Origin of the sequence: Streptomyces sp. NPDC046870, from assembly GCF_040704595.1 — a bacterium.
Lineage (GTDB): Bacteria > Actinomycetota > Actinomycetes > Streptomycetales > Streptomycetaceae > Streptomyces > Streptomyces argyrophylli.
Genome location: NZ_JBEYXM010000004.1, coordinates 338,940 through 360,404, shown reverse-complemented (window position 1 = coordinate 360,404; position 21,465 = coordinate 338,940). Strand labels below are relative to the sequence as shown.

At 74.6% G+C, this 21,465-nt stretch carries 17 protein-coding genes; 8 read left to right on the top strand and 9 right to left on the bottom strand.

The features are described from left to right. Positions 1 to 152: 152 nt before the first annotated feature. The gene (locus AB0946_RS12720; RefSeq protein ID WP_366760571.1) at positions 153 to 1,280 is read left to right on the top strand and encodes an NADH:flavin oxidoreductase; all 1,128 of its coding nucleotides are present in this window, start codon (positions 153 to 155) and stop codon (positions 1,278 to 1,280) included. Positions 1,281 to 1,355: 75 nt separating this feature from the next. On the opposite strand, the gene AB0946_RS12715 is transcribed toward AB0946_RS12720, so the two are convergent. The 3 genes from AB0946_RS12715 to AB0946_RS12705 form a co-directional block, all read right to left on the bottom strand. Continuing rightward, complete coding sequence (locus AB0946_RS12715; RefSeq protein ID WP_171155172.1) at positions 1,356 to 1,928, bottom strand: hypothetical protein; 573 nt, start codon at positions 1,926 to 1,928, stop codon at positions 1,356 to 1,358. 48 nt (positions 1,929 to 1,976) lie between these two features. Next, entirely contained in the window at positions 1,977 to 2,900 is a 924-nt protein-coding gene (murQ, locus tag AB0946_RS12710; protein ID WP_366760570.1) for an N-acetylmuramic acid 6-phosphate etherase, read from the bottom strand. An 81-nt stretch (positions 2,901 to 2,981) separates the two neighbouring features. Next, complete coding sequence (locus tag AB0946_RS12705; protein WP_366760569.1) at positions 2,982 to 3,887, bottom strand: MurR/RpiR family transcriptional regulator; 906 nt, start codon at positions 3,885 to 3,887, stop codon at positions 2,982 to 2,984. Between the two features lie 56 nt (positions 3,888 to 3,943). On the opposite strand from AB0946_RS12705, the gene AB0946_RS12700 reads away from it, so the two are divergent. Then, positions 3,944 to 4,327: a hypothetical protein gene (locus AB0946_RS12700; RefSeq protein WP_366760568.1), complete on the top strand. Its 384-nt coding sequence runs from the start codon at positions 3,944 to 3,946 to the stop codon at positions 4,325 to 4,327. Positions 4,328 to 4,334: 7 nt separating this feature from the next. Then, a complete protein-coding gene (locus AB0946_RS12695; protein ID WP_366749890.1) occupies positions 4,335 to 4,610 on the top strand; it encodes a DUF4031 domain-containing protein in 276 nt (91 codons plus the stop codon). Here the strand turns inward: AB0946_RS12695 and AB0946_RS12690 are convergent. After that, complete coding sequence (locus AB0946_RS12690) at positions 4,592 to 5,683, bottom strand: GNAT family N-acetyltransferase (protein ID WP_366760703.1); 1,092 nt, start codon at positions 5,681 to 5,683, stop codon at positions 4,592 to 4,594. The genes AB0946_RS12695 and AB0946_RS12690 overlap by 19 nt on opposite strands. Positions 5,684 to 5,718: 35 nt before the next feature. Next, entirely contained in the window at positions 5,719 to 6,363 is a 645-nt protein-coding gene (locus tag AB0946_RS12685) for a hypothetical protein (protein ID WP_366760566.1), read from the bottom strand. Positions 6,364 to 6,496: 133 nt separating this feature from the next. On the opposite strand from AB0946_RS12685, the gene AB0946_RS12680 reads away from it, so the two are divergent. Further along, entirely contained in the window at positions 6,497 to 7,165 is a 669-nt protein-coding gene (locus tag AB0946_RS12680; RefSeq protein WP_366760565.1) for a maleylpyruvate isomerase family mycothiol-dependent enzyme, read from the top strand. 70 nt (positions 7,166 to 7,235) lie between these two features. After that, positions 7,236 to 7,934, top strand: a complete 699-nt coding sequence (locus tag AB0946_RS12675) for a copper homeostasis protein CutC (protein ID WP_366760564.1) — start codon at positions 7,236 to 7,238, stop codon at positions 7,932 to 7,934. 543 nt (positions 7,935 to 8,477) lie between these two features. Here AB0946_RS12675 and AB0946_RS12670 read toward each other — a convergent pair. Then, entirely contained in the window at positions 8,478 to 10,532 is a 2,055-nt protein-coding gene (locus tag AB0946_RS12670) for a UvrD-helicase domain-containing protein (RefSeq protein WP_366760563.1), read from the bottom strand. Between the two features lie 329 nt (positions 10,533 to 10,861). Between AB0946_RS12670 and AB0946_RS12665 the strand changes: the two genes are divergently transcribed. Then, on the top strand, positions 10,862 to 11,044 hold the full coding sequence (locus tag AB0946_RS12665; protein ID WP_366760561.1) for a hypothetical protein: 183 nt from the start codon (positions 10,862 to 10,864) through the stop codon (positions 11,042 to 11,044). A gap of 18 nt (positions 11,045 to 11,062) precedes the next feature. Continuing rightward, a complete protein-coding gene (locus tag AB0946_RS12660) occupies positions 11,063 to 12,208 on the top strand; it encodes a glycosyltransferase 87 family protein (protein ID WP_366760559.1) in 1,146 nt (381 codons plus the stop codon). 24 nt (positions 12,209 to 12,232) lie between these two features. On the opposite strand, the gene AB0946_RS12655 is transcribed toward AB0946_RS12660, so the two are convergent. Further along, entirely contained in the window at positions 12,233 to 14,266 is a 2,034-nt protein-coding gene (locus tag AB0946_RS12655) for an NAD-binding lipoprotein (protein ID WP_366760558.1), read from the bottom strand. A 232-nt stretch (positions 14,267 to 14,498) separates the two neighbouring features. On the opposite strand from AB0946_RS12655, the gene AB0946_RS12650 reads away from it, so the two are divergent. Beyond that, entirely contained in the window at positions 14,499 to 16,517 is a 2,019-nt protein-coding gene (locus AB0946_RS12650) for an FAD-dependent oxidoreductase (RefSeq protein ID WP_366760557.1), read from the top strand. Between the two features lie 4 nt (positions 16,518 to 16,521). On the opposite strand, the gene AB0946_RS12645 is transcribed toward AB0946_RS12650, so the two are convergent. Both AB0946_RS12645 and AB0946_RS12640 read right to left on the bottom strand, forming a co-directional pair. Beyond that, positions 16,522 to 18,165: a DNA repair helicase XPB gene (locus AB0946_RS12645; protein WP_366760556.1), complete on the bottom strand. Its 1,644-nt coding sequence runs from the start codon at positions 18,163 to 18,165 to the stop codon at positions 16,522 to 16,524. 735 nt (positions 18,166 to 18,900) lie between these two features. Further along, the gene (locus tag AB0946_RS12640) at positions 18,901 to 21,450 is read right to left on the bottom strand and encodes a helicase C-terminal domain-containing protein (protein WP_366760554.1); all 2,550 of its coding nucleotides are present in this window, start codon (positions 21,448 to 21,450) and stop codon (positions 18,901 to 18,903) included. Positions 21,451 to 21,465 lie beyond the last annotated feature (15 nt).

Sequence of the window (21,465 nt, the reverse complement as noted above, 5' to 3'; positions counted from 1 at the left end):
CCGGGGTCGGCGGAGAGTGGCCGGTATCACGTGAGCCAAGCGGGGACCGGTCCGGAACAAGGGCCGGCGGGCAGTGTTTACTTAAGACGCTGCAACAATGCGTGCGCACATACCAATCGGTTCACCCCGTCGACTCACGAGGAGCCCCCCACGTGACCGTGACCACGCCCCCCGCCTCCCGCGCGGCCCGCGTCCTGTCCCGCCCGATCAGGCTGAACGGCCTCACCGTCCCGAACCGCATCGTGATGGCGCCCATGACCCGCATGTTCTCGCCGGGCGGCGTCCCGGGCGAGGACGTCCGCTCGTACTACGCCCGCCGGGCCGCCGCCGGCGTCGGCCTCATCGTCACCGAGGGCACGTACGTCGGCCACGAGTCGGCGGGCAACAGCGCGCGCGTCCCGCGCTTCCACGGCGAGGAGCAGCTGGCGGGCTGGGCGAAGGTCGCCGAGGACGTGCACGCGGCGGGCGGCACCATCGTGCCCCAGCTGTGGCACATCGGCATGGTCCGCGAGCAGGGTCAGAAGCCCTTCCCGGACGCCCCCGCGATGGGCCCCTCCGGACTGGTCGCCGCGGGCGCCGAGCCCACCGGCAAGGCCATGACGCAGTCGGACGTGGACGACGTCGTCGCCGCGTTCGCCGAGGCCGCTGCCGCCGCCGAGCGCATCGGCTTCGACGGCGTGGAGCTCCACGGCGCCCACGGCTACCTCCTCGACCAGTTCCTGTGGGCGGGCACCAACCGCCGCACCGACGCGTACGGCGGCGACCCGGTGGCCCGCACCCGGTTCTCCGCCGAGATCGTCGCCGCCGTGCGGGCGGCGGTGTCGCCGGACTTCCCGGTCCTCTTCCGCTACTCGCAGTGGAAGCAGCAGGACTACACCGCCCGGCTCGCCGAGACCCCCGAGGAACTGGAGGCCATCCTCACCCCGCTCGCGGCGGCCGGCGTCGACGCCTTCCACGCCTCCACCCGCCGCTACTGGCTGCCCGAGTTCGACGGCTCCGACCTGAACCTGGCCGGCTGGACGAAGAAGCTCACCGGCAAGCCCGTCATCACCGTCGGCTCGGTCGGCCTCGACGGCGACTTCATCAACGCGTTCCAGGGCGAGGGTGCCCCGGTCAAGGGCATCGACAACCTCCTGGACCGCCTGGAGGCCGACGAGTTCGATCTGGTGGCCGTCGGCCGCGCGCTGCTCCAGGACCCCGAGTGGGCGGCCAAGGTGCTCTCCGACCGCTTCGACGAGCTGAAGCCGTACGACGCGGAGGCCCTGAAGACCCTGAGCTGACCGGAGTGCCCCCGGGGGCGCCGGCGGCCAGGGTCTTTCGTCTGGATCAGCCCGGCATGATCCGGACGAGAGGCCCTAGAGGTTGCCCATCGGCTCGATGTCGACCCGCACCGGCGTCCCCCACACCCGCAGCACCTCGTAGTCGGTGAACTCGTGCACGAGCCGGTACGCCAGGGCGGGCCGGGAGCCGCGCCGCTGGGCGGCGAGGTACGCCTCCGCCTCGCGCCGGTCCCGCCTCGGCGTCCCGCACAGCTGCCACTCCTGGCCGTTCCACAGCTCCGGCAGCCACCGCTGCTGCGCCTGCGGCCGGTCACCGCGCACGCCGTACCGGGATGGGGCGGTGGGCACCGGCTCGCCCGGCCGGGGCCGGCCGCCCTGGAACTCCGACCGCCGGGCGGCCCGGCGCCGGGTCTCGCACAGCAGGCACAGGTCGGGCGCGCTCTCGTCCACCGGTCCCTGCGGGTGCTCCGGGCAGCGGGTGGCGGGCGCGGCGGTGGTCACGGTGTCGTCCAGCAGGTCGAGGGCCCGCCGCAGGTCGTCCTTGATCTCGTGCAGCCGGGCGTCCGGCGTGTCGGCGGTCAGGGCGTCCCCGTGCTCCCCGAGCAGCCGGAGAGCCCTTCCGAGGGCGGTGAGCTGGGCGTGATTCATGTCGGTGGGTGCCTCCTCCCCTCCATGGTGCCCTGACCGCGCGGTCCGTCAGCGTGCCGCGTCGCCCAGCGCCGTGCGCAGGTGGCCGCCGGACTCCGCCAGCAGGCGGGCCGCCGTCGGGCCGTCGACGCCGGCGAGGAGGACCAGGATCGCGTGCTTCACCTCGCCGCCGGTTTCCGTGAGGGCCTTCTCGATGTCGGCGTCGCTCGCGCCGGTGGCCAGGGAGACGATCCGGTGGGAGCGGGCCCGGAGCTTGTCGTTGGAGGCGCGCACGTCGACCATCAGATTCCCGTACGTCTTGCCGAGCCGGATCATCGTGATCGTCGAGAGCATGTTCAGCACCAGCTTCTGGGCCGTGCCCGCCTTCAGCCGGGTGGAACCGGTGATCAGCTCCGGCCCCACCACGACCTCGATGGCGTGCTCGGCCGCGGCGGCCAGCGCGCTGCCCGCGTTGCAGGCCAGGCCGATGGTCAGCGCACCGAGCGCCCGGGCGTGCTCGACGGCGCCGACGGCGTAGGGGGTGCGGCCGGAGGCGGAGACGCCGACCACGGTGTCGTCCGCGGTGAGTTTCAGCGCGTCCAGGTCCCGGCGGGCCAGCTCCTCGGAGTCCTCCGCGCCTTCGACCGAGGTGACCATGGCCGCGGGACCGCCCGCGATGAGGCCGACGACCCGCTCGGGGTCGGTGTTGAAGGTGGGCGGGCACTCGGAGGCGTCCAGCACGCCCAGCCGGCCGGCGGTCCCGGCACCGGCGTAGACGAGCCGCCCGCCGCGGCCCATGCGCGCGGCGACGGCGTCGACGGCGGCCGCGATCCGGGGCAGCTGCGTCGCCACGGCGGCGGGCACGCCCGCGTCCTCGCCGTTCATCAGCCGGGCGATGTCGAGGGTGGGCAACCGGTCGATCTCGGCGAGTTCCGGACGGAAGGCCTCGGTGGTCAGCGAGGCCAGCTGGTCGCGCAGGTCGTGAGAGGTCATGTCGTGAGAGGTCATAGGGGGCGGCTCTCTCCGGTGACGTGTGAGGGGGGTGGTGAACCTATGCCGGTTCCTTCCTACCCCCTAGCGCGAACCGCTCCGGTGGCGGTGCGCCAACGCCTCGTAGGAAGCGGCCAGCGCGGGCGCCGCCGTCTCGTACGTCCGCTGCGCCACTCCCACGAACAGACAGTCCACGACCAGCAGCTGACTCGTCCGGGAGGACATCGCGGCGGGCCGCAGCTCCGTCTCCCGTGACGTCGACGTCGTCAGCACGAGGTCGGCGTACTGCGTGACGGGCGAGTCCGGCCGCCCGGTGATGGCCACCGTCGTCGCCCCGCGCTCGAAGGCCACCCGGAGCGGTTCGATGACGTCCCCCGTGGACCCGGAGTGCGTGATCGCGAGGGCCACGTCACCCGAACGGAGCTGCACCGCGTTGGTCACCGCGAGGTGCGGGTCGCTGTGCGCGTGGGCTATGAGCCCTATCCGCAGCAGCTTCTGGGTGAGGTCCTGGGCGACCAGCCCGGACGCCCCTATGCCGTACACGTCGGTGCGCCGGGCGGCGGCCAGCGCGGTGACGGCCGCGCCGAGCTGGACGGTGTCGAGTCCGGCGGCGGTGTCGGCGAGGGTCTGCTGCTCCTCGTAGGCGAGCTTGGTGACGACGTCGGCGATGGGGTCGTCCACCGCGATGTCCGTCGTGATCGCGGGCGCGCGCCCGGACTGCTGCTGGGCGGCGAGCCCGGCGAGGGCGAGCCGCAGGTCGCGGTAGCCCGGATAGCCGAGCAGCCGGGCGGTGCGGACGACCGTCGCCTCGCTGGTGCCGGTGAGTTCGGCGAGGCCCGTCACCGTCAGGGCGGCGCAGCCGGCCGGGTCCCCGGCGACGGCCTCGGCGACGCGCTGCATGGACCGGGTCATGGACGGGGCGAGCGTGCGCACCTTGGCGGCGAGCGATCCGCCCGGACCACCGAAAATTTCCTTCACGTCCTGGGTCACTCCTGAAAGATATTTTCGGTTCGGTGTCCTGGTCAAGAGTGCGCACAATGGGGGGCATGGACCCCATCAGCCCCCTGGAGCAGTCACTGCACGCGGCCCGCGCCCTCGTGCTCGCGGATCTCGTCGCGGGAGACGTCGCGGAGGCCGACGTCGTCTCCCTGGTGGAGGACTCCATCGCCCAGCGGCGCTGGTGGGTCGAGCAGTGGCCGGACGGCGCGGCCTTCGTGGCCGGGCTGGTCGCCCAGGACGTGCAGGACGCGCTGCTGGAGCGGTACGGCCGCTGGCCGCTGTGCCCGGTCTGCGGCTCGGGCGACCCGCACGCGCTGGACGTGGAGCCGGAACTGGGCCCCGATCCGCACTGGGTGTGCCACAAGGCCGGCGTGAAGGTCGCGCCGGTGGGCTCGCTGGGGCCGGCCCTGCGCGGGACGACGTCCTCTTGAGGCGCCGGTGACCCTCTACATCGACCCGCCGACCTGGCCCGGCCACGGGCGCATGTGGTCGCACCTGGTCAGCGATGTGTCGTACGACGAACTCCACCTGTTCGCCGAGGGCCTGGGCATGCCCCGCCGGGCCTTCGACAGCGACCACTACGACGTCCCGTCCCACCGCTACGCGGACGCGGTGGCGGCGGGCGCCGTGCAGGTCAGCAGTCGCGAGGTGGTCCGACTGCTGCACTCGGCGGGTCTGCGCCGGCGCAAGGGGCGTCAGGCCCGGCGGACGTAGAGCCGCAGCACGGCCTCGCTGTCGTCCTCGTCGTGGACCGTGCGCTCCTCCTCCACGGTCGCGCGGGTGAAGCCCGCCCGGGTCACCACCCGTTGGGACGGCAGGTTGGCCGGTTCGATCGTGGCGATGACCGAGTCGACGTCGTCCCGGGCCAGCGCCCACTCGGTCAGCGTGCGCAGCGCCTCGGTCGCGTAGCCGTGGCCGCGGGCGCTCCCGACCAGGTCGTAGCCGATCTCCACCCGGCGCTCGTCGTCCGGGGCGCCGTGGAAGCCCATGCCGCCCACCGCCCGGCCGTCCTCGGCCCGCACCAGGGCGAAGACGCCGAACTCCGGGCGGTGCACGCCGGCTTCGTACGCCTTCAGCAGGTGGGAGCAGGCCTCCCGGGTGCCCTCGTACGGGCCGTCGTCCAGCCAGTCGAAACCGCCGTCGCCGCCGAGGGCCAGATCGCGGGCGGCGGCCGGACGGATGCCGGTGAGGGTGACGCGTCCGGCCGGCAGGACGAGGTTGTTGTACCAGGTCCAGTCGGTGACCGGGGCGCGGCCGGGCAGCTCGCCGCGGCCGGTCGCCCACAGCAGCGTCGGCCAGGGCGCGGGGCCGGGCCGGACGTGCGGGAAGAGCAGGCTCAGAACGGATTCGGCGAGTTCGGCGGGCGGTTCGTAGGGCAGGCCGAGGCCCCGGGCGATGTCGTGGGTGTGCAGCAGGGCCTCGGCGACGCCCATCGCGGCGAAGCCCTCGCGGTCGGCGCTGCCGAAGCGGGCGGGGTGGAAGGCGCGGACGCCGGGCGGGGTGGTGCGGACGGCGGCGGCCAGCAGGGCGCCGGTGGCCTCGATCACCTGGAGCAGGCCGGCGTTGTCGGTGCCCTCGGGGAGGGTGATGCGCAGCGGGAGGCGGTCCTGGGCGCGGGCGGCGAGTCGGCTGGCGTACGCGGCGAAGTCCTCGGCGATGTGGAAGGCCGTGGTGCGGCAGCTCCACTCCAGACCGGCCGCGCCGACCGCGTCCCAGTCCCGGTCCAGCGCCGTGCGCAGGACCGCCGCGCAGCTCGCGACGGCCGCCTCCACCTGATCCCCGCTCATCGTCCGCATGCGCGCACAGTACGGCGGTGGTGTGCTCAGGTCGACAGCATTTCCAGCTCGGACGTGAGGTTGTAGCGGGCGGTGGCCTCCCAGTGCTCCTGCCCGTACGGGGTGCGGTACAGCCGGGGCAGGGCGAGGAGTTGGCGCAGGACCGCCGAGCGGCCGGCGCGGAAGGCGTCGCCCGGTACGAAGTGGTACTCCTCGCGCACCTCGGCGGTGTAGACGGCGTACGCCGACGGGGGCGCGGCCAGGATCGCGAGGTCGGCGTCGCACAGCACCTGCCCGTCGCGGTCGTCGTCGGCCGGGTCGTGGGTGACGGTGAGCCGGACCAGCCGGGCCACCTCGGCCGTCCTCGCCTGCGGCACGCCGGCCTCCGGGAGGGCGCGCTCGGCCAGCCGCGCGGACCGCTCCTCGTTCTCGGAGCGTTCGGGGAGGTAGACGGCGTCGTGGAACCAGGCGGCGAGGCGGACCGCGTCCGGGTCGGCCGCGTACTCCTCCAGCACGTCGACGTGGTCGAGCACGGCGGTGAGATGGGCCACCGTGTGGTAGCGGCGCTGCGGCTCCTGCCAGCGGGCGAGCAGGTTGTCGGCGTAGGGGGCGGGGTCGGGGCCGCCGCCGGGGGAGCGGGCTGCTTCCAGGGCGCGGGCGAAACGGAGGCGCAGGGCGTCGAGGTCGGCCATGTCCCCATTCTGTCGGGTGCCGGTGCCGGTGCCGGTGCCGGTGCCGGTGCCGCTGCCGGCGTCGGTGCCGCGTCCCGGCCGCCCGTCGTTTCGCGCGTGACGGGCGTCCCCCGCCGCCCCTAGCGTGCTCCCCATGACTGAGACGCAGGAAGTACGCGATCCCGAGCTCCCCGGGCGGCTGCTGGCCGCCGAGCGCGACGTCCTCGTACCGCTGCTGCGGTCGCGCCCCGACGCCGACTTCGCGCTGCCGTCGGCCGGGTGCCCCGGCTGGTCGGTGCGGGACGTGCTGGCGCACTGTTCCGCCGTGCTGACGCGGGTGGTGGAGAACCGGTTCGAGGCGGGCGTGTTCTCGCCGGAGTCGAACGAGCGGGACATCGCCGAGCGGGCCGGCTGGACGAACGCGCGGGTCGTGGACGAGCTGGAGCGCGGGATGACGGAGGCCGGACCGGTGATCGCCGGGTCGGACGGCTCGCTGGACGTGATCGCGCTCGGCGAGTGGGTGCACGCCGGGGACGTGCGGGAGGTGCTGGGGGCGCCAGGGGCGTACGCCGGGGTGGGGCTGCCCCACGCGCTGACGCTGCTGGCGCGGCTCACCCGGCAGAAGGAGCACGTGCCGCTCCACGCCGACCTGGACGACCTGGACGAGCCGCTGAGGCTCGGCGCGGTGGCCGCCGGCGGCCCGCCCGCCCGGTACATCGGCGACGCGGCCACGCTCGTACGGCTGTACGCGGGACGGCCGCTGAACGGGGCGTCCTACGAGCTGGCGGGGGCCCGGGAGGAGGAGCTGAACATCTTCGGGTGAAGGGCGTCCCCGGCAGGCGTAGTCTTGGACCGGATTGGACTAGACCTGTAGCGCCGATGAATGGGGTGCCATGAGCAAGCGTGCAGTCCTGGAGGTGATCGCCCTCGACGTCGAGGACGCGGTCGCCGCCCAGGCCGGAGGCGCGGACCGACTGGAGCTGGTCACGGAGATGGCGGCCGACGGGCTCACCCCCGCGCCCGCCACCGTCGCCGCGATCCGCGCCGCCGTCGACATCGACCTGCGCGTGATGCTCCGCCTCGCGGACGGCTTCGCGGCCGGTGACCTGGACCGGCTGCTCGGCGTGGCCGACGCGCTGCGGCAGGCCGGCGCCGACCAGTTCGTGCTCGGGTTCCTCGGCACGGACGGCGGGGTGGACCTGGACGCGGTCGAGCGGGTCGTCGACGCGCTCGGCGGCTGCCGCTGGACCTTCCACCGGGCGATCGACCGGGCCGCCGACCGCGACGCCCTGCGCAAGCAGCTCGCCGACCTGCCGGGGCTGGACACCTACCTCACCGCCGGTTCCGCCGCGGGCGTGGACGACGGCCTGCCCACGCTGCTCGCCGAAGCGGCACACGACGGCGAGCCCGGGTACGAGCAGCAGATCATGGTCGGCGGCGGACTGCGCCTCGACCATGTCGCGCGGCTGCGCGCGGGCGGGATCAAGGCGTTCCACATCGGCGGCGCGGCCCGCCCCGACGGCTGGCGGGGCCCGGTCTCGGCGACCGCGGTCGCCCAGTGGCGCACGGCCTTGGACAGCGAGGCCGCCTAGCCCGCGCGGCGGTGCGCTCGGGGCGGTCGTCCACCCGGTGGCGTACGGCCCTGGAGGGCGAGGCGCGGCCCGGTCTCGGCGGCTGCGGCCCGCCCGGTCGTGCGCGGCCGGGTTTCGACGGTGAGCGCCCAGTGGTGCGCCGGCGCTCGGCGGCGACGTACCCGTGCGCGCGATGCGCGGTCCTGGTGGCTGCGGTCGCCGAGTGGTGTGAGGCGTTGGGCGGTGTCGCCACCTGGTCGCGCGCGGGGTGTGCTCGGGGGCGGTCGTTCTCCCAGTCGCGCGCGGCGTCGGACGGCGACGCGCCTGGTCGGCCCGGTATCGACGGCGGCGTCTCCTGTTGCCGCACAGCGCTGGACGGCTGCGCACCTGTTCGCGTCCGAGGCGCGGCCTCGGCGACGGCCCGCCCATTGCCGCACGGCGCTGGACGGCGAAGCCGCCCGGCCGCGCGGGGGTGCGCTCCGGGCGGGGCGGTCGTTCGCCCATTGGCGTACGGCCCTGGACGGCGAGGCGCGGCCCGGTTCCGGCGGGTGCGGTCCGTCCCGCCTACTCGGCGAGCTGGGGCGGCAAAGGTGCCGTGTGCGTCACGATCAGGCCCGACACCGCACGGGTCAGCGCAACGTACAGGCGCCGCAGGCCCGTGCGTTCGTCCGGCTCGCCGTCCACCACGGCCTGCGGCTCGTCGAGGACCACGTAGTCGTACTCCAGGCCCTTGGCGAGCGACGCGGGGACCAGGGTCAGCCGGGTCTCGCGGGTGGTCTCCTCACCGGGGGCCAGGTACGAGACGCCGGCCGCCGTCAGGGCCTCGGCGAGCGCCGGGACACGGGCGTCGGCGGCGATCAGGCCGGTCGAGCCCTCGTTGCGCAGCAGTTCGGCGCACGCGGCGACGACGTCGGCCGCCCCCGTGGCCGTACGCACCTCGAAGAACCCGGGGTTCTCCCGGACGGAGGCGACCGGGGCGAGACCGGGCGCGATGTGCGGCAGCAGCCGGGAGGCGTACGCGATGACGTCCGTCGGCACGCGGAAACCGGCCGTCAGCTCCTCGACGGCACCCTCCGGCTTGCCGAGGTGGGCCAGTGCCTCCGCCCAGCTCCGGGTCGCCCACGGGGTCGTCCCCTGCGCGAGGTCGCCCAGCACGGTCGCGCTGCCGGTGGTGCAGCGGCGGCCGACGGCCCGGTACTGCATGGGGGAGAGGTCCTGCGCCTCGTCCAGGACGACATGGCCGAGCGAGTGCGTGCGCTGGATCAGATCGGCCGCCTCGTCGATCAGCACGGCGTCCGCCGGCGACCACTTGGCCGCCTTCACGCTGCGGACCGGCTTCGCCCACAGGATCGTCTTCTGCTCGTCCTCGTCCAGGAGCCCGTCCGCGTGCTCGGCGAGGAACTCCGCGTCGGTCAGCAGCCGCAGCACCAGCTTGGCCGGGTCGACGGCCGGCCAGACCGCCTTCACGGCCCCCTTCACCGCGCTGTTGCGGGCGACCGCGTCCTGCACCCGGTCGTCCGGGGCCTCCCCGGCCCGCTCCATCTGCACCAGCACCGCGTGCGCGATCCGCTGCGGCAGCGCCTCGCGGGCCGCGCCGTAGCGGATGTCCCGGTCCAGCAACTCCCGGACGATGTCGTCCAGTTCGTACGCCGGCACCCGCCAGCGCCGCGACCCGCGCACGACCACCACCGGCTCGCTGGGCACGGTCACGTGGGAGTACAGCGCGCGCCGCAGGACCTCGGCCATCCGGGCGTCGCCCTTGACGATCGCCGCGGCGGCCTCGTCCGTGCCGCGCACCTCCACCTGCGCGACCAGGTCGTCCACGGTCGCCTGCCGCACGCTCAGCTCGCCGAGCGCCGGCAGGACCTGCTCGATGTAGTGCAGGAAGGACCGGTTCGGCCCGATGACCAGCGTGCCGGTACGGGCCAGCCGCTCCCGGTGGGCGTAGAGCAGGTACGCGACCCGGTGCAGGCCGACGGCGGTCTTCCCGGTGCCCGGACCCCCCTGCACGCACACCGTGCCGCCGAGCCCGCTGCGGACGATCTCGTCCTGCTCGGGCTGGATGGTGGCGACGATGTCCCGCATCGGGCCGACGCGGGGCCGCTCGATCTCCTGCTGGAGCAGCTTGCTGGTGGTGGCGGCCTCGGCGGGGTCGGAGAGGTGCTCGTCCTCGTAGGCGGTCAGGTCGCCGCCGGTGTACCCGAAGCGGCGGCGCAGCCCGACGTCCATGGGGTCCTTCTTTGACGCCCGGTAGAACGGCTGCGAGACCGGTGCGCGCCAGTCGATGACCATGGGATCGCCGTCGGCGTCGTGGACGTGCCGCCGTCCGATGTAGAACCGCTCGCCCGCGGCGCCCTCGGCCCGCTCGGCGCCCGGGGCGTGCAGGTAGTCGAGCCGGCCGAAGAACAGCGGGGTGTCGCTGAGGTCGGCCAGCGCCTTGATGCGCTCGTCGATCTGGCGGGAGAGCACCGCGGCGTTGACCCAGTTGGCGGTGACGTCGCTGATGTCGAGTGCCTCCACGTCCTCGCGCATGGCGCGCAGGGCGGCACGGGACGCGGCGAGGTGGGAGCGCTCTCGGGCGAGGGGGTCGTCGAGCGGGTCGTGGGCGGGCGTGGACAAGGGGGTGCCTCCGGTTGGCCTGCTGCGGGCTACGACGATGCCGCCCGGTTTCCGGCCGGGCGACGGCACTCCGTGGGGGAGGCGGGCAAGAGCGGAGATTTTAGGTGAACGAGCGGGGTCGGGGCCAATGGATTTCCCGCCCCGCGCGTGCCGGGACTCGACGCCGACCGCCGGGGCTCACCGGTGGCGTCGCTCCCGCGGCCCGTCCCCTAGGGGACGGGGGGTCTCAGGTCCAGGGACGGTGTCCACCCGGAGGTCTACGCGAGGCCGTCCAGGTCTGGACCCGCAGACCGATGCGATCGAGGGGTCCACAGTTCCACCATGGAGACATGAGCGCAGCAAGCATCACACCGGCATCCGTCCGCCCCCCGTCCGGCGCCACGGCCGTCGACGGCCCCCACCACCACCCGCTGGGCAACGCCCTGCGCGCCGTGAAGGTGTTCCTGGAGGCTGCCTTCAGCGTCGTCATCCTCGGCGAGTACGGCGAGGAAGCGGGCATACACCACAAGTGACGGCATAGGGTCGCGTCCGTGCGGAAACGGACGTTGACGCCCTCCTGCCCTGCCCTGCTCCTCCTCGCCCTCTCCCTCGCCGCCTTCGGCACCCTGTGCGTCCTGCGCGGCGCGCCCATGGCCGATCTCCTCGTCTACCGGGCCGAGGGCGCGGCGGTGGTCCACGGCACCGACCTGTACGGCTTCACGGTCACCGAGTGGCACCTCCCGGCGACCTATCCGCCCTTCGCGGCGATCCTGTTCGTCCCCGCGGTCTGGCTCCCGGTCCCGGTCCTGAAGGCGCTCTTCCTCGCGGGCAACGTCCTGCTGCTCGCCACTCTGGTCGCCCTCTCCGCCCGCCTGGCCTCCCGGCCCCTCCGCCCGGCCCCGCTCTGCGCGGCGACGGCCCTCGCCCTGTGGCTGGAACCGGTCTTCCAGACGCTCCTGTTCGGGCAGATCAACCTGGCCCTCGCCTGTCTCGTCCTGTGGGACCTGACCCGCCCGGCGGGTGCCCGCGCCAAGGGCGTGGCCCTCGGCATGGCGGCCGGGCTGAAGCTCACCCCGGCCGTGTTCATGGCGTACCTGCTCGTGCGCGGCCGGGTGCGGGAGGCGGCGACGGCGGGGGCGGCCTTCGCGGGGACGGTCGCGCTCGGCGCCGTCCTGCTGCCCTCGGCGAGCGCGGACTTCTGGACCCGGCGGCTGTACGAGACCGGCCGGGTGGGCAAGGCGTGGATCGTGGACAACCAGTCCCTGCGCGGGCTGGTCGCCCGGGCGCTGGGCGACCCCGCGCCGGGCCTGGCCTGGGCGCCGGTGGCGGTGGTGGTCGCCGTGGTGGGCCTGGGGCTGGCCGCGCGGGCCCGCCGGGAGAGCTACGGCATCCTGCTGACCGCGGGCACGGCCCTGCTGGTCTGCCCGATCAGCTGGACCCACCACTGGGTGTGGTGCGTGCCGCTGCTCGCCGTGCTGCTGGCGGAGGGCCGCGCCCGTACGGCCGTACTGGTGGCCCTGGTCTTCACCGCCCGCACGATGTGGCTGGTGCCCCACGAAGGCGCCCGCGATCTGCAACTGCCCTGGTGGCAGCAGCCGTTGGCGGCCGCGTACCCCCTGCTGGCGCTGGGGCTGCTGGTGTCGTACGACAGCGTGGCCGGCCGCTGTGCACCGGCCCCGGCCTCCGGTCCCCGGTGAAGGGGCCGGCCATCCGGTCCGGCGTCACCCCGTCGGAGGGTCCGTGCCGTCCCCGGCGCGGGCGCCCCCTCCCGAGCGGCCGTCGCCGTGGCCGTGGCCGTCGTGCCGTTCGTCCCGCGCGTCCCGGCTCCTCGGGACGCGCCCGCCGCTCGCGCGGCCGTGGCCGTCGTCGGCGCCGGCGATGACGACGACCTCGTCACCGGTGGTCCAGCACCGGCGTTCGGCTTTGGGCGGGTTGACGCGCAGCCCGTAGCCGGGGGCGCGGCCGGTGTCGGCGTGGCTGCGGTACCCGATGGCGCACTCGCCCCGGCCGCGCGCCGCGGCCACGACCGTGGCGAACGACGCCTCCTGGCCGGGCAGCACGTAGTCGGCGGCCGGCCGCAGATGGACCTGGGTGCCGCCGGCCGAGAACAGCTCGTCGAACACCGCCGCCAGGTGGCGGTTCTGGGAGATCTGCGCCATCAGCAGCCCGACCAGCTTGCCGCTGATGATCACGTCGGCTCCGGGGCCGAGCGGTGCGAGGGGCCGGTTGCCGTCGTCGGTGAGTTCGGTGACCACCGGCAGCTCCCGGCCGATCCGCTGTTCGAGGTGGCGCAGCACGAGCAGGGTGACGAGCGTGCGGTTGTCCGGCTCCTCCGGGGGCTCCCCGGGCCGCGGGTCCCGGCCGAGCACGATGACGCTGTCGTAGGAGGCGATGTCCAGGCCGTACAGCGTCTCCGGCCGGGTGGTGTCGCCCCCGCGGTGCACACACCTCCAGTGGGCCCCGCCGGTGCCGCAGGCCGTCCGCACGGTCACCCCGTCCTCCTCCGTCACCACGTCGGCGACGGAGCCGGGCGGTGCGTTGCGGCCCCACTCCCGGAGGATGAGCGGCGCCCGGCGGTTCCAGCCCAGCACCAGCACCCGCTCCGGCCGGGTCTCCCGCGGCCGGGGGGCCGCGATGAGCCGCTCCTCGACCCACCGTGTGCAGTCGGCGAGTTCGGCGGTGTCGTCGTCGGCGGCGATGACGATGATCCGGTCGTCCGGCCCGATCACCGTCCCCGCCGGAGGGTTCAGCCAGGGCCCGTCGGCACGGATCAGCCCCACCGCGCACGCGTTGCCGTAGGAGAGCAGCACGTCACCGAAGTCCCGGCCGACCAGCGACGGGTGTGAGGCCGGGTAGAACTCGTCCCCGGCGAAGTCGAGGAGTTCGCGGTGGACGAGGGACAGCCCCGGGCGGCGCGCGGCCTGGGCGATGAGCCGGGCGGTGACGGTGTCGCTCTCCACGACGATGCCGCGCTCTCCCGCGGCCAGACGGGCCGCGAGCAGGTAGGCGCTGTCCCGCACCGCGGCCACCACGGGCGCGGTGGCGTCGTCCCCGGACACCGCCGCCCGCAGGGCCAGCAGGGTCTTGACCACGTCCGCGTCGCCGCGCGGGTCGTCGGGCGGCAGCACGAGCACCGACTCGGCCGTGGCCGGACTGGTCAGCGCCAGCACGGCCGGATCGGTCGACGGACCGCTGCGGCAGATCAGCCGGGTCCGGCCGGTGGGTCCCACCTTGCTGTACAGGGCCTCCTCCATGGCCGTCTTGTCCCGGTCGGCCAGGACGGCCACGGCCGGACGCCGCTGGTTGGCGCCCGCCGCGACCAGTTCGCCCACCACCGTGAACACCTGCTCCGACCAGCCCAGGACCACCACGTGCCCGTGCTCCACCAGCGTGGAGCGGCCACGCCGCAGGGCGATGAGCCGCTCGGTCAGCCCGGTGGTGATGAGGCCGACGAGGGTCGAGACGTACACCAGGGCGACGAGGGCCAGCAGCACCGACAGCAGCACCCGCACCGGGCTGCCGGTGGTGCCGCCCAGCCGCAGCGTCTCCCCGGTCAGGCGCCAGACCTGCGCCAGTTTCCCGGAGAGGCCGGCCGGAGGGTGCGGAGCGGTCCACACCAGTACCGCGCTCGCGGGGACGACCAGCGCCAGGCAGACCGCCACCAGCCAGCCGACCAGGGCCGAGGTGCCGCGCGCCAGGGTCGTGTCGAACCAGTACCGCGCTCGCGCACCCACCCCGGGACCCCGCTGTTCCACCTTGTTCCCCCTCCGCGCACGGGCCTGTAGGCGGCAGTGTCCTGACCCGGCGCCCCGCGGCGCGCGGCACGGAGCGCGATTCATCCCTTCGCCGTAATCGGGTGCGGCCGGACCACCGCGGCGTGCCCCCGCGCACCCCTGCCGCACCGGTTTGAACGGCGGGTTTCGCCCGTCCGTGCCCATTCGCCGCGACCCGGGGCGCGGCGGCCCCGCGGGCCAGTAGAAGTTCGCCATGACCGAAGACCACCAGGCGGGCGCCGGCGACGGCGGCCTGACCAGGCGTACGCTCACGACCGCCGTCGGCACGACCACCGCGGCCACCCTCCTCGGCGCGGGCAGCGCGGCGGCCCTGCCCGCCGCGGCGCCCCCTCGGGCCCCCGCCCCGGAGGCCCCCTCCAGCGCGCATGGCCCGGACTTCGACCGCTGCCTCGCCGCCGCACGGGCCCTGCTCGTCGTGGACTCCGGCGACCGGCCCCTCGTCCCCGGCTACCGGCGGGTGCTCAAGGACGGCCTCCCGCGACGGCGGGCGGGCGGTTCGAAGAACGTCCTCGTCATCGGCGCGGGCCCGGCCGGCCTCGTCACGGCCTGGCTGCTGAAGCGGGCCGGACACCGCGTGACCGTCCTGGAGGCCAACGGCAACCGGGCGGGCGGACGCATCAAGACCTTCCGCCGCGGCGGCCACGAGAAGGCGGTACAGCCCTTCGCCGACCCCCGGCAGTACGCCGAGGCCGGCGCGATGCGGCTGCCCGGCAGCCACCCGCTGGTGATGGACCTCATCGGCCAACTGGGCCTGAAGAAGCGGCCGTTCTACTACGTCGACGTCGACGCGGAGGGACGCCCGGCCTCCCACACCTGGATCCACGTCAACGGCATCCGGATGCGGCGCGCCGACTACGCCCGCGCACCCCGGCGCGTCAACCGCTCCTTCGGCGTCCCGCGCGCCCACTGGGACACACCGGCCGCCGCCATCCTGCGCTCGGTCCTCGACCCGGTGCGCGACGAGTTCAGCACCGTCGGCCCGGACGGCAAGCGCGTCGACAAGCCGCTGCCCGAACGGGTGCGGGGCTGGGCCAGGGTGATCCAGCGTTTCGGCGACTGGTCGATGTTCCGCTTCCTGACCGAGCACGCGGGCCTGGACGAGCGGACGGTCGACCTCATCGGCACCGTAGAGAACCTCACCTCACGGCTGCCCCTGTCCTTCGTCCACAGCTTCATCGGCTCCTCCCTGATCAGCCCGGACACCGCGTTCTGGGAGCTGGAGGGCGGCACGGCCGTCCTGCCGGACGCCCTGCTGGCCAAGGTCCGCGACACCGTGCGGTTCGACCGGCGGGTCACCCGGATCGAGTACTACGACCCCGGCCGGACCGGCGGCGACACGCGGCACGTCCACGCCAAGGGACCCCACGTGTGGGTGGACACCGTCTCCGAGGGGCGCGGGGGCCGGGTCGTGCGGGAGCAGTTCACCGCGGACGCGGCCGTGGTGACCGTGCCCTTCTCCGGGCTGCGGCACGTGCGGATCAGCCCGCTGATGTCGTACACCAAGCGCCGCGCGATCACCGAACTGCACTACGACTGCGCGACCAAGGTGCTGCTGGAGTTCAGCCGCCGCTGGTGGGAGTTCGACGAGGCCGACTGGAAGCGGGAGCTGAACCGCGTCGACCCCGGCCTCTACGACGCCTACCGCACCGGACGGACGCCCGGCGACGGCCGCCTGCTCGGCGCGCACCCCTCCGTCCCGCGCGGGCACATCACCCCCGGCCAGCGCGTGCACTACGCCGCCAACCGCGCCGTCGGCCGGGACCAGCCGGAGGCGGCCGGCGTCATCGGCGGCGGCTCGGTGTCGGACAACGCCAACCGCTTCATGTACCACCCGTCCCACCCGGTCCCCGGCAGCGAGGGCGGGGTCGTCCTGGCCTCCTACAGCTGGGCGGACGACGCCCTGCGCTGGGACTCCCTCGACGACGACGCCCGCTACCCGCACGCCCTGTGCGGCCTCCAGGAGGTCTACGGCCAGCGCATCGAGGTCTTCTACACCGGCGCGGGCCGCACCCAGAGCTGGCTGCGCGACCCCTACGCCTACGGTGAGGCGTCCGTGCTCCTGCCCGGCCAGCACACGGAACTGCTGCCGTCCATCCCGGAGCCCGAGGGCCCCCTGCACTTCGCGGGCGACCACACCTCCGTCAAACCGGCGTGGATCGAGGGAGCCCTGGAGTCCGCCGTGCGCGCCGCCCTGGAGGTCCACACGGCCTGACGGATCAGCTCTCGGCCAGGATCTCGTCCGCGTCGACGATCCGGTAGGCGTACCCCTGCTCGGCCAGGAAACGCTGCCGGTGGGCGGCGAAGTCCTGGTCGATGGTGTCGCGGGCGACGACCGAGTAGAAGTGGGCCTGGTGGCCGTCGGCCTTGGGACGCAGCACCCGGCCGAGCCGCTGGGCCTCCTCCTGCCGGGAGCCGAAGGTGCCGGACACCTGGATGGCGACCGTGGCCTCGGGCAGGTCGATGGAGAAGTTGGCGACCTTCGACACCACCAGCACGCTGATCTCGCCCTCGCGGAACGCGTCGAAGAGCTTCTCGCGCTGCGCGTTGGAGGTCTCGCCCTTGATCACCGGGGCGTTCAGGTGCTCGCCCAGCTCGTCCAGCTGGTCGATGTACTGCCCGATGACGAGGATCTGCTGCCCGGCGAACCGGCGGACGATCGCCTCGGTGACCTTCCGCTTGGTCGCCGTCGTGGCACAGAAGCGGTACTTCTCCTCCGTCTCGGCCGTCGCGTACGCCAGCCGCTCGGAGTCGGTCAGGTTGACCCGCACCTCGACGCAGTCGGCGGGCGCGATGTAGCCCTGCGCCTCGATCTCCTTCCAGGGCGCGTCGAACCGCTTGGGCCCGATGAGGGAGAACACGTCCGACTCGCGGCCGTCCTCGCGCACGAGGGTGGCCGTGAGCCCGAGCCGCCGCCGTGCCTGGAGATCGGCGGTGAACTTGAAGACGGGCGCGGGCAGCAGGTGCACCTCGTCGTAGACGATCAGGCCCCAGTCCCGGGAGTCGAACAGCTCCAGGTGCGGGTAGACGCCCTTCCGCTTGGTCGTCAGCACCTGGTAGGTCGCGATGGTGACCGGCCGGATCTCCTTCCGCGTCCCGCTGTACTCGCCGATCTCGTCCTCGGTCAGCGAGGTCCGCTTCACCAGCTCGTGCTTCCACTGCCGGGCGGAGACGGTGTTGGTGACGAGGATCAGCGTGGTCGACTTCGCCTGGGCCATGGACCCGGCCCCGACCAGCGTCTTCCCGGCGCCGCAGGGCAGCACGACGACCCCGCTGCCGCCGTGCCAGAAGTTCTCCACGGCCTGCTTCTGGTACGGGCGCAGCGTCCAGCCGTCCTCCAGCAGCTCGATCGGGTGCGCCTCACCGTCGACGTACCCGGCGAGGTCCTCGGCCGGCCAGCCCAGCTTCAGCAGCGTCTGCTTGATCTGCCCGCGCTCGGAGGGGTGCACGGCCACGGTGTCCGGGTCGATCCGGGCGCCGACCAGCGGGGCGATCCGCTTGGACTTCAGCACCTCCTCCAGCACCGGCCGGTCGGTGGTGGTCAGGACCAGCCCGTGCGCGGGGTCCTTGGACAGGGTGAGGCGGCCGTAGCGGTCCATCGTCTCGGCGATGTCCACGAGCAGCGCGTGCGGCACGGGGTAGCGGCTGTACTGCACCAGGGCGTCCACGACCTGCTCCGCGTCGTGCCCGGCGGCGCGCGCGTTCCACAGCCCGAGCGGGGTCACCCGGTAGGTGTGGATGTGTTCGGGTGCCCGCTCCAGCTCGGCGAAGGGCGCGATGGCCCGCCGGCAGTCGTCGGCCCGCTCGTGGTCGACTTCCAGGAGCAGGGTCTTGTCGGACTGGACGATCAGCGGACCATTCACGCGCGGCACCCTTTCCATGACGGCCAAACGTCCAGTGTGCCTCATGCGGCCCCGGGGCTCCACGGCCGCAAGATCGGCGGCGGCAGCGGACGCGCGGTGCAACCTGCGCGCCCCGCCGCGAGTCCTGACACACGACAAGGCGGCGCGGGCGCGCGGCCGGGTGAGGAGTTCAGGGATGTCGGCACGCAGATGGGCCGTCGGCACCGGAGCGGTGGTGGTCCTGGTGGCCACCGGTACCTGGGCGATGCGGCAGGGAACCGTCGACACCCGGCTGTGGGAGGAGATACGGCCGGTCGTCGAGGCCCGGCTCGCGGCGGACAGCCACGGCACCGGCTACGGCGAGGACGTGCCCGCACTGCACGCGCGCTGGTTCTGCCGGGCCGAGGCGCTCGACGTGGCGGAGCGCGGCGGCGAGGTGCGCGCGGGCGTCGACACGCTGTGCCTGGAGTACGGGGTGCGCGGCGGCGGCCTGGTGGAGTGCGGCGGCGGGAAGGGCCCGCAGGTGCTGCGGCTGGAACGGGACCCGGACGGCGGTTACCGGGTTCTCTCGCGCGAGGCACCGCCGGACGGCGCCGGGAACGCGGACTGGACCGAGGCCCACTTCGGCTTCCTGGCCCGGGCCGCCCTGGACGACACGATCCCCTCCGACACCCTGGAGAGCGCCGCCCGCGCCCACTTCGGTCTTCCCGCGGACACACCGGTCGGGGACTGTCGGACCCGCTCACCCGGTCCGTCTCAGTCGTCCGCCAGCTCCGCGACCCCGGTGATCCGGTGCAGCGGGAACGTCCGGACCTCGTCCGCCGTGTGGTCGTACGCCGTCACGAAGCCGCCCTCCACGCGGATCGGGGCGATGACCCGCTGGCTGGCTGCGCCCTCGGCGTTGACGTAGCCGATCCACACCGAGTCGCCGGTCAGGACGGCCGCCTGCATGGTGGCCAGGGTCTCGGCGGCGGAGGTGCGGGGCAGCTCGCCGCCCGCCAGGGGCTCGCCGACGGGCTTGCGTGGGGTGGTGGCGGCCAGGTCACCGGCCCGGATCGCGCGGATCGCCGCCGTGAGCAGCGTGGCGTCGGGCGGCGGCGGGCCGTCCGGCACGGGTTCGGGCGCGGTGCGCGGCGGGGTGCGGTGGGCGTGCGCCCGGGTGATCAGGACATCGCCCTCGGCGGACTCGGCGGCGGGCGCGTACCCCATCGCGCGCAGCCCCTCCAGCAGCGTCGCCGGGTCGGCCGGGGCGGCCAGCACGGTCGGTGCCAGGCGGCGCAGGCGCAGGGCCGCCGCACGCTTGTCGGCGAGGATCTCGCTCAGCAGGGCGTCGTCGTCGCAGCGGACGTACGCCGAGGCCGCGCCGACCCGGAGGTGGCCGTGCCGGCGGGCCACGTCGTCGATCAGGTAGGCGAGCGGCTGCGGGACCGGGGTACGGGAGTGCTCGGCGAGGAAGGCGTGCAGGTCGGCGGCGGTCCGGCCGGCGTCCAGGGCACGGCGGACGGACGCCGGTGTGAACCGGTACACGGTCGCGCCGCCCTTGGACTCCACGTCCGCGAGCACCCCCAGCATGTCCGCGAGCGGGCGCCGCAGCGGACCGGGCGCCACCGCCGTCAGGTCGGCCTGGAGCAGCACGTGGTCCAGCGGCTCGGGCAGCAGGGGGGCGAGCAGCCGGGCAGCGGCGGCGGCCGCGACGCCCCGCTCGGCGGGGGAGAGGGGCGCGGGCCGCTCGGGGATTCGGTGGTGGTGCACCGGAAGCTTGTCACCGGGGCCGGTGGGCTCGGCGGGATCGGTGCCCGGGGTGGCGGGGGCAGCCGGTGCCCCCAGCAGCGCGCGCCCCTGGGACGACAGCGCGCCCCGGCCCGTCACCCCCAGCAGTTCCGCCTCCGACAGGGTCCAGCGGGCCAGCCGGGAGCGCAGGTCGTCGTCGCGGGCGCCGTCGCGCTGGGCACCCCGCAGGGGCCGCTCCCAGCGCAGCCGGGCCAGCACCGACTCCGCGTCCGGCGCCGCGCCCTGCGGCAGCGCGGCCAGCAGCGACAGCACCCGGTGCCGTACCTCGGGCGCGGCGGAGCGGTCGAGGCCCGGACCGAGCGCCGACAGCGTCCGGTCCTTGGCGTCCCGCCCGCCGACCAGCCCCGGCGTCCGGGTGGCCGTCAGCCAGGTCTGGGCGAGCCGGGCCCAGCGCTCGGCCGGGGGCAGCTCCAGCCACTCGTCGTAGGCCGGGGTGGCCGCGTACCGCTCGTCGGCCTCGCCGTCGGAGGCGATCAGGCCGGCCGCGTAGGCCAGCTCGGCCCAGAACGCGGCGACCGGCTCGGACACGTCCAGTGCCACGGCGGTCCGCTTCAGGTCACGGACGCTCAGCCCGCCCGCCCGCAGCACCGCGGGCCCGCCCTCGTCCCAGTCCTTCAGCAGCTCCTCGACGGTGGCCAGCGCGGTGTACGCCTGCCCGGCCGCCGTCGCGTCGACCACCTGCGGGCTGTGGGTCGCGGCCGGCGACACGGCGGGCGGCAGCGGCTCGGGCGTGCGGTGGGCGCGGCCCTCGCGCAGGTGCAGGGCGACCTCGCGGGGCAGCACGACCGTGCCGGGTGCAGTCGGCAGCAGCAGACCGCGGTCCAGCAGCCAGCGCAGGTGCGCCGCCGGATCTGCGGTGACCTGCCCGTACGGCGGCCCCCACACCAGCCGGGACAGCACCTCGCGGGCCGCCTCCGGGGCCTCGGCGAGCAGCTTCGCCATCTTCCTGCGGTGGGTGAACAGCCCGGTCAGCGCGGCCACGGCGGACACCGAGTCGTGGGTCGAGGGCAGTCCGGCCGTCGTCACGATCTCCTGGATCCGCCCCGGCGACATGCCCGAGGTGGCCTCCTGCACGGTCGGGCCCAGCCCGGTCGGGGACGGGTGCTGCGCGGACGGCGCGAGCAGCTCACGGGCGGTCCGCACCAGCCGCAGCCGGTCGTCGCCGCCCCACACCAGCGCCTGCTCGCGCAGGGTGGCGACGGCCCGGGGCAGCGCGCGGGCGACCGTCTCGTCGCCGGTGTCCCCGGCCATCAGACCGAGCAGCGTGTCGTACGACGCCGGGTCCGGGGCCACGGCCAGCGCCTCCGCCGTCTGCAGCGCGAACCGGTCCAGCCGCTCCAGGGCGCGCAGCACCGAGGCACGGGTGCCGGCGCGGGTGGCGAGCTGGGTGAGGTCGGTGGGGACGGGGGTGATGAGGTCGGGGCGGCTGCGCAGCAGCGCGGCCAGGGAGGCGTCGTCCCGCGCGCGGAGCGCCTCCGCGAGGGACCGAGGGGCTGAGTGGGCCTCGGGGCTCATCCGGCCAACGGTAGC

Bases quoted from the DNA above. Each gene is read 5' to 3' on its own strand.
- AB0946_RS12715 (WP_171155172.1), bottom strand. From the start codon at position 1,928: ATGAATCACGCCCAGCTCACCGCCCTCGGAAGGGCTCTCCGGCTGCTC.
- murQ (WP_366760570.1), bottom strand. From the start codon at position 2,900: ATGACCTCTCACGACCTGCGCGACCAGCTGGCCTCGCTGACCACCGAG.
- AB0946_RS12700 (WP_366760568.1), top strand. From the start codon at position 3,944: ATGGACCCCATCAGCCCCCTGGAGCAGTCACTGCACGCGGCCCGCGCC.
- AB0946_RS12690 (WP_366760703.1), bottom strand. From the start codon at position 5,683: ATGAGCGGGGATCAGGTGGAGGCGGCCGTCGCGAGCTGCGCGGCGGTC.
- AB0946_RS12685 (WP_366760566.1), bottom strand. From the start codon at position 6,363: ATGGCCGACCTCGACGCCCTGCGCCTCCGTTTCGCCCGCGCCCTGGAA.
- AB0946_RS12680 (WP_366760565.1), top strand. From the start codon at position 6,497: ATGACTGAGACGCAGGAAGTACGCGATCCCGAGCTCCCCGGGCGGCTG.
- AB0946_RS12675 (WP_366760564.1), top strand. From the start codon at position 7,236: ATGAGCAAGCGTGCAGTCCTGGAGGTGATCGCCCTCGACGTCGAGGAC.
- AB0946_RS12665 (WP_366760561.1), top strand. From the start codon at position 10,862: ATGAGCGCAGCAAGCATCACACCGGCATCCGTCCGCCCCCCGTCCGGC.
- AB0946_RS12650 (WP_366760557.1), top strand. From the start codon at position 14,499: ATGACCGAAGACCACCAGGCGGGCGCCGGCGACGGCGGCCTGACCAGG.
- AB0946_RS12640 (WP_366760554.1), bottom strand. From the start codon at position 21,450: ATGAGCCCCGAGGCCCACTCAGCCCCTCGGTCCCTCGCGGAGGCGCTC.